We start from the raw sequence: 7,627 nt of genomic DNA on the forward strand, positions 1-7,627 counted from the left end.
GGATCAATTGCACGATGGGTACATATTTTTCCAAAGGGCAACATTACCGAAACATAGGGTTATTATGGACAGTTTGGCCATTTCTGAAAAACAATTGGGTTTTGGGAAAAAAATTGGGCAAATCGGGAAAGGACAAAAAACGATCATAAAAGGGCAGGTCATCGACCAAACAAACAATGCTCCCGTACCATTTGCTACCTTGATCTTGAAAAATGAAGAAATCTACAGGGTGGCAGACAAAAATGGATATTATCAACTTCCTGTCGACAAAAGAATAGAGCAAGGTTCTTCAGTGGAAATATCATCTTTGGGCTTTGAGACAAGTCAAGTTTTGTTCAAGAAACTAAACATAAAAACCTATTTAAAACCGAAATTCGAGGAACTTAAGGAAGTCGTTGTCACGGGATATTTGTCACCAGCAACAGTTCTTAAAAAGGCCATTTCAAGGAAAAAAACAAACCACCCAATAGAACCATTCAACTTTTATAGGTATGGCAGGGTACTGGTCAATAAGAATGATAGGGACGAACTTGATCTGGAGTTAATCACAAAAGATTATGACCAAGGTTATCTATCCCCTTATGTAATAACCCAAAGGGTCGAGCAAATCAAATGGAACAAAAACAACAATCCGAAAAAATATAAATATTCCTCCCAATTTTTTTCTTACAGGCAGAATGCCATACGATATGCCAACATTTTGCACAAAAGAAAATACAAGAAGTTCAAGCTGGAATTTATAGGGTCGAACAATGAAGTGGAAGATGGATTATATGTGATTTCTTTTCAGACCGAAAGGAATAAATGGAGTTATACAAATCGGGGGTATCCTACCAAATATTTCGGAAGGGTATATATTGACAAAGTAAATTTTGCAATAGTGAAGGTTGTGGAAAACTGGGAAACCCTATTGCGCGAAGAGGAAATCGAGAAGCATTTAAAAAGACATGGCCACCACTATCAAAACATTGTCCAGACAACGATAAAGGAAGAGAACATTTGCTATTTTGAGGATATTCTAAATGATGGAAAATATTATGCAACAAGATATTTTAACCGTAGCTATGATGAAACCATTGATAAAGACAATAAACGGGAAAATGGTGTACTTGAAATGGATTCCCATCTTTTTGATTTCCAATTAAAGGATATTGAGGAAATAGAGTATGAGTTTTCTGAAAAGGAACATACCGTTTTAAATCGAGTTGAATTTGATAAGACCTATTGGGACTCGTTTCTTAAACAATTTGCTCAAAAACAAAAACAATGAGGTATAACCGCTACATTCTTCTGTTTCTTTTGTTCCAGATATTGAACCCCCATGTGTTCTCACAGAAAATTGAAATGACCGGAACAATTGCCGATGCAGAAACCAAAGAACCTATTGAATTTGTGAACATAGGGATATTGAACAAAAATAAGGGGACAATCTCAAATTCAAATGGGAAATTTAAACTGGAAATCCCCATTGAACATTCCAAAGATAGTCTTACGATAAGCCATGTGAGCTATCGCTCCATAAAAGTTGCAATCGAAAACTTTAACGATCGAACCATATTTCTGGAACTCCGGACAAACGAGCTAGCCGAAGTAATTGTTTCGAACAAAAAGAAGAAAAAGAGAAAAATAGGGGTTAAAAGTCACAATCCATTGTTGTGGCTCGGTGCAGTTTCTAAGGATACGGACATTATCGAGAACGCCCAAAGAATCAATATACCGGATAAAACTGTACGGGTGAAATATATCAATATTTATCTGAGAAGAGGTTTTGACTCAGATAGTAGCCACGTCAGGGTCAATTTTTATAAAAATTTGGAAAACACGCCAGGCGAAAAACTGATATTCGAAAATATTGTTCAGAAAAAAAAGATAGAACCTGGGTGGTTGCAAATTGACCTTACCAAACGCCACATCTATCTAGAAGAAGATTTTTTTGTTGGTGTGGAATTCATCCCAGATTTTAAAAATCCATTGGAAGTTTACATTGGGGCAATTTTGACAAAAGGAAAAGGGTATTCAAGAAGAAATAGTCTAGGGAAATGGAATAAACTTCAAGGGGCATCAACAATAAATGTGGAAATAGAATATTGAAATGTGATATTATTACTTTTTGTTCACCCAAACTTTGGTACACCCAAAAAAGGGTAGCTTGGGTCACAACATCATTTTTGATGATTACTGAAAATAAATACGTTGGGACTTTCTTTTGGTAGCCACCCAACCAAATTTAAGGTTCAATATGGGGCCATACCCAGAAGGCACCCCATCTCCCAAATAATATCCCGGCCCCACAGAAACATCAAAATTGAATCCATTCTCGTAAGTTCGTTGAACACCATAAACCAACCCGAAGTAACCAATATTAAAATTAGCTGATGGGATATCCGTGGAAATAATCAACTGATCAAAATAAATGGAACACGAAGCAGCAATGTAATTCCCCGAATTTCCAGCGATGACCTTGTCATTTTTTATTCTTTTATTGAGATTGTGATAGAGACGGTATTGGGCGGTAGCTGCAATTCCAAAAGCATGACCTTCTTCATAATAAGCCAACCCTACACCTGCCCCACCTACAATGGTCTGATTTTTAAAAATTCCTATTTCAAAATCAAAACCGGGACTTAATAGATTCAGTCTAAATTGAGTCTTCTCCACAATTTTTGTTCTTGCTCCTTTCCCTTCGTATGACTGCCCTCTGGAAGATTGTGCACAAAACATAACCATCAAGAGTGCTAAAATCGCTTTTTTGTTGGTGTGTTTCTTCATCGCACCAAATTTAAAGGTTCATTCCTAAATATTCGTTCCTTTAAAAAACTTTAGGCTTTTCTTTCACTTTTTACAATTGAAAGGAGAAAATGAAACCTGGTGGGTAGAAGATGTTTTACCCATGTTGTACCAAAGGGAAAGAAAAAGGCTTCCTGTTTCGGGAAGCCCTATGTTTACTAACAATCGTGGCAAGAAGTCTAGCCCTAACCATAACATCCTGTATTACAGAATATTGAATATCAATCTATCAATACGCACACCGAATGGCACACCAATATCAAATTGAACTTTTTTAAACGCAAATATCATTCTGGATTTGCAAGCACGAATGTATGCATGTAATTTTTAATATGAAACACCATCAAATGATATTCCAAAAAACATCCCAATAAGACGGATTGTAAATCTTTAACTAAAAGTGAACCGAACTTAATCCAAAGTTTGGGATGATTTTGTTATCTTCAAAAAGTAGCGAGGTTGGGATTTAAACTTCCGACCTCCGAATTATGAAGAATAAATACTGTTTTAGGACATTTTTTTAATTCTAAGATTTTTAAATTCAATCGGAAATCAGATGCTTATACTTATTATACAAAAAGGAAATTATTAAGAGAAGTACCCCCAATGATACAAAAGCAATGGTTTTTGAAACCGTACTCAAGTGGGTAATGTCATAAAAAAAGAGTTTTAAAAGTGTTATTCCAAAAAGCATAATTGCTCCTATTCTTAAATACTTTTTTCTTCTCCAAATACCCAAAATGATGAGGAGTAGGGAATAACCCCCCCAAAGAATGCTCAATTCAAGCTTATATAAATCACTTAATCCAGAAATATCTAATAAATTAATTAACTCACTGCTTGCAGTCCATACCAAGGCAATATGAGTAAATAAATCGAAGGTAATTTCCAGTTTTGGTTCTTTAAGATAGAATGTTTTAATTCTATGACAGGCGAAAATCGCAGTAAAGAAAAAGACATATGAAATATATCTGATAAGAACATTAAAACTATTTTCCTGGTTAGATAGATAAGATTCCCTTAATTCACTTAATACATACAAACCCTGAGAAAGAAAGATTATGATGGATAACGCACCTACTATCATAATAGGTTGTGACAACCGTCTGTCCTTTAACTTCCATGTATTTATAAATGTCAAAGCAGAAATAAAAAGCAAAGAATAGTTGATAATCCAAATTATCTTGAAGTTTTCTAAATCAGTGTTTGTAGTGAGACTTGTCAATGAGCTGCCATTGGAATTTTGAACATTTGAGTTAGCGATTAGAGCATTCCAATAATGTGCTATTTCCAATCTGGACATGTAATAAATTGTAAAAAAGAAAAGTATAGATATAGAAAGGGTAAAAGTTTTGGAAAAGTATGTTTGAGAGTTACCAAATGGGACATACTTTTTGTCGAAATAACTAACTAAGCCTATAGAAGCAACAAAAAATAATGATGATAGAAAATTGATATTTATGAGCGGGGTAAACTTTTCAATTGAAGCGCCCATGAAGTAAATACTATAACCCATAAACCAATCATGGACAGTACTCATAAAGGCCAATAGAATCAGTGGATAGGAAAGTTTTTCATAGATAATCACGTTTTTTGTTCGACCAATCCAAAATAAGAGCGCTGCTTCTCCTGACCAAAGAAAGGTCACCCAATTACCATCCAGTTGCACAGGAACTGCAATTGTTATAAAAAGTATGGCTATACCCGAGATAAGATATGTCAGATATTTATCGATAGCTTTCGTTCTAGAGATAATGAGGTATACCAATGAATGCATAATCCCATTGCCCAGGGTAAAAATGCCCAATAGGCTTTTCGTTGATTCCTTATCATTTAAAATGGAGAAGACCAACCCATAGAAAATAAAAGAGTTAGTCAGTAGCAAGAATATATTTTCTACACCAAAACTTTCCTTATTGATTATTTTATACACTAAGAAGGAAGCATAAAACAATAGAAAAAATACCATCGAAAATATTATCGCAATGGTAAAATTTTGACTTTCATTGTAACTAAAAATATACCAAAATAAAAATATTAGCCATGTTAGAATAAATGAGGAATAGTACAGTGATTTCCAATATTTTTTGATTGAAATAAAAAGAATGCCCACATTTATTATGGTCATGTAACTAAACAATACAGCAATATTGCCACTATTGTCACCTAATAAAAAGGGTACTGCATAGGCTCCTACTAATCCGAAGTGAGCAATTACTTGTTTGCTGTAATTTAATGCCGTTAGAACAGCGAATACTGTCAACAACGCCATAATTATAAATGAAACTGCTTGCGGTATTAGGGTATAAAAACTGAATGCGACATAGGTGATAAAATAAATGATAGCGATAGCGCCACTCACAAGAACTGCGCTATAATTTATGTACTTCTTTTTCAGTTTCATACCAATTACCAAGAGTAATACTCCCATTGAATAGCCAAGTATTATTCTAGTAACTGGAGCAATTAAATCATGGTCGATGGAGTATTTGGTTCCAATAGCTATACCTATGATTGTTATTATTATCCCAATTTTATTGATGAGGTTTTCACCAACAAATTTTTCAAAATCAGATTTTATCCTGGGATACTTGCTGTGAGTTAGAGGAATTGTATTTTGAATGTCCTCCTGTACCCTGGATTGCTCATCCAAAGCGGGGGAATTCTTTTTTTCAACTTTTTCGAGCTTATCGGGGTTCTTTAAGTTCTTTATCTCAATCTGTATAGAACTAATATCCTTTGAGAGAAGATTTTGTCTTTCCAAAAGCTTTTCTAAGCGATTGTAAAGTTGATGAAACCTATCTTCTTTATTAACCATTTTGATAAATTTAAAAAAACAGGATTTAAAAGAATAAAGTTTCTTGATACATTCCTGAGCTAAGCTTTAAAGATATGTCAATAAAATCAGTTGGATGCGTTTGGTATATCATTCTGAAAAATCAAATAAAACCATGACTTTTAGCCCTGTCGAGTAATTCGTAGTTTGAGTTAGTTTCCAATCCAAAGTATAGTTTGATTTTCTTTTTCCTTCTTTCTATGCTAGACAAAGAAAAAGGAAGATAATTAGGTAAATTCTTGGTTTTCTCACCCTTAGAGAGTAAGCTGAGGATTTTTATATCATAAACATCAAGACAATCTTTTCCCGAGTTTGTTAAATTCGATTGAACTTTTAACATTTTTTCGCTCAAATAAGAATTACCAGATAATACTGCTGAAATTGATTTTGACAGAGTGTGTTTAGTTACGTCGGTTTTTATAATCAGTCCATCAGGTTTTACGTTGTGAAGTATGTTGGATATCCTTTTTTCATCGCTTAATGAAGTTAAAACGATAATTTTGGAAGTGTATCTTTCCCTGATTTTAATTCCTAATTCTTCTCCATTAATAAACGAGTATTTAGAACTTGGTGGCATGCAAATATCCAAAAGAACTATATGGAAAGGTCGTTCATTGGTTTTCAATATCTCCCAAGCCTGATCACAACTTTTGGCTTTCCAAAAGTGTATGTCATAATCTAAACCACTTTTTTCGATTAATAACTGATATCCTTCAAGAATAGATGGATGGTCATCAATCATCAAGATTTTTACTTTTTCTCTCAAATCTGAATGTTTAGTAGGCACGAAGTTGGGGATTTCTTCTATTTGATTTAAAATAAAAACTATCCCTCTTGAATTAGCTATCCTAACAAAGATACAGTTAAGCTATAGTTGACCAAAACTGACGGTAAAACCGTCAGTTTTACGAATGTCTTTTTTCTAAGTTTGTTATTGCTTTGATATTTCAAGAACATAGTTTTTGAAATGGTTCCCTCAGATAACATATGTAAAACTTTAAATATCTTTCTAAATGAAAAAACAAGCATTATTCAATTTACTATTCTTAAGTATTTTTTTGTCTTTGAATTCCTGTACTAAAAATGAAGGTTTTTCTCAATCTGCTTCTAGTGATATTACTTCTATGGATGAAGAATCGACTGAATCTTCGATTACTCCTTCAGATGATATCATCGCAACAGATTTGTATGACAAAGAATATATTCGACTAGCTGAACTAGATGAACAATTAAATTATCGTTCATTTCATTTGGCGCAATTGGTGAGTGAAGTTGTTTCCTCTAAGATAGATTACAACAATTCATTGGCGCAGGAATCTAGTAAAAGGAATGGTTCTGGAAAAGTTTTACTCAGAGATTTGATATACTCGGATGCATTTGATAACAAAGGAGGTATTGTCGATAAAGACATACAGTATTCATTAGGGGCATTTGATGGACTATCAGAAGAAGAAATGATTCCGTACATTGAGAAAATTAAAGAAGGGGACGATTCTTCACCTCTGTTTTTAATGTCAACTTATGATACCAAAGCTGAAAGAGAAATTGTGATTGGTTATCAATTAAATTCTAATAATGAATTGGAATTGGTTGAAGGTGAAATTTTGGAGGAAGACATATTTGGCTCAACTTCCGGAAAATCGGGATCTAGCAGCACATACAAAATAGGCACTACTGATGGATGTGGTAACCATTACAAAAGTGCAAAATGTGGTACTACGGGTACAACCGGGGGAACAGGCGGCACTACTAGCACAAATGTAACCTCAAACAATGGAGGAAGTCAGAAAATAAGTTTAAGAATTGAGAAAATGAAAATTAAGGATAAAAAGGAGTCTTGGTTAGAAAAAGCTGATGTTTATATTGCAGGTCGCTTTATGTGTAATAGTTAAGACTTAATCTGACAATCTTAATAAATTAGTTTAACCCTTAAATTAGATTTGTCAGATGAGTACAGAAGAAAAGATCATCAAACCAAAGTTAGGATTATTAGAACTTGCCAAA

The 7,627-nt window shown here is 33.8% G+C and carries 6 protein-coding genes; 3 read left to right on the forward strand and 3 right to left on the reverse strand.

The window, feature by feature from the left end; genetic code table 11:
- The coding region (locus E4661_RS18555) for a carboxypeptidase-like regulatory domain-containing protein (protein WP_168796434.1) at positions 1-1,270 on the forward strand (1,270 nt) is incomplete at its 5' end.
- Complete coding sequence (locus E4661_RS18560) at positions 1,267-2,091, forward strand: carboxypeptidase-like regulatory domain-containing protein (RefSeq protein WP_136468961.1); 825 nt, start codon at positions 1,267-1,269, stop codon at positions 2,089-2,091. The genes E4661_RS18555 and E4661_RS18560, both read left to right, overlap by 4 nt.
- Before the next feature lie 84 nt (positions 2,092-2,175).
- On the opposite strand, the gene E4661_RS18565 is transcribed toward E4661_RS18560, so the two are convergent.
- From E4661_RS18565 to E4661_RS18575, 3 genes are all read right to left on the reverse strand, one after another.
- Positions 2,176-2,769: a hypothetical protein gene (locus tag E4661_RS18565; RefSeq protein WP_136468962.1), complete on the reverse strand. Its 594-nt coding sequence runs from the start codon at positions 2,767-2,769 to the stop codon at positions 2,176-2,178.
- Positions 2,770-3,328: 559 nt separating this feature from the next.
- Positions 3,329-5,605 (reverse strand): DUF2339 domain-containing protein, encoded by a 2,277-nt coding sequence (locus E4661_RS18570; RefSeq protein WP_136468963.1) that lies wholly within the window; start codon positions 5,603-5,605, stop codon positions 3,329-3,331.
- A gap of 121 nt (positions 5,606-5,726) precedes the next feature.
- Positions 5,727-6,389, reverse strand: a complete 663-nt coding sequence (locus E4661_RS18575; RefSeq protein WP_168796435.1) for a response regulator — start codon at positions 6,387-6,389, stop codon at positions 5,727-5,729.
- A gap of 247 nt (positions 6,390-6,636) precedes the next feature.
- Between E4661_RS18575 and E4661_RS18580 the strand changes: the two genes are divergently transcribed.
- Positions 6,637-7,515, forward strand: a complete 879-nt coding sequence (locus E4661_RS18580) for a hypothetical protein (protein ID WP_136468965.1) — start codon at positions 6,637-6,639, stop codon at positions 7,513-7,515.
- Positions 7,516-7,627 lie beyond the last annotated feature (112 nt).

Source organism: Flagellimonas onchidii (genome assembly GCF_004804315.1).
Taxonomy (GTDB): Bacteria; Bacteroidota; Bacteroidia; order Flavobacteriales; family Flavobacteriaceae; genus Flagellimonas; species Flagellimonas onchidii.

Excerpts from the sequence above, each read along its gene's own strand:
- E4661_RS18580 (WP_136468965.1), top strand. The coding sequence starts at position 6,637 with ATGAAAAAACAAGCATTATTCAATTTACTATTCTTAAGTATTTTTTTG.
- E4661_RS18570 (WP_136468963.1), bottom strand. The coding sequence starts at position 5,605 with ATGGTTAATAAAGAAGATAGGTTTCATCAACTTTACAATCGCTTAGAA.
- E4661_RS18565 (WP_136468962.1), bottom strand. The coding sequence starts at position 2,769 with ATGAAGAAACACACCAACAAAAAAGCGATTTTAGCACTCTTGATGGTT.
- E4661_RS18560 (WP_136468961.1), top strand. The coding sequence starts at position 1,267 with ATGAGGTATAACCGCTACATTCTTCTGTTTCTTTTGTTCCAGATATTG.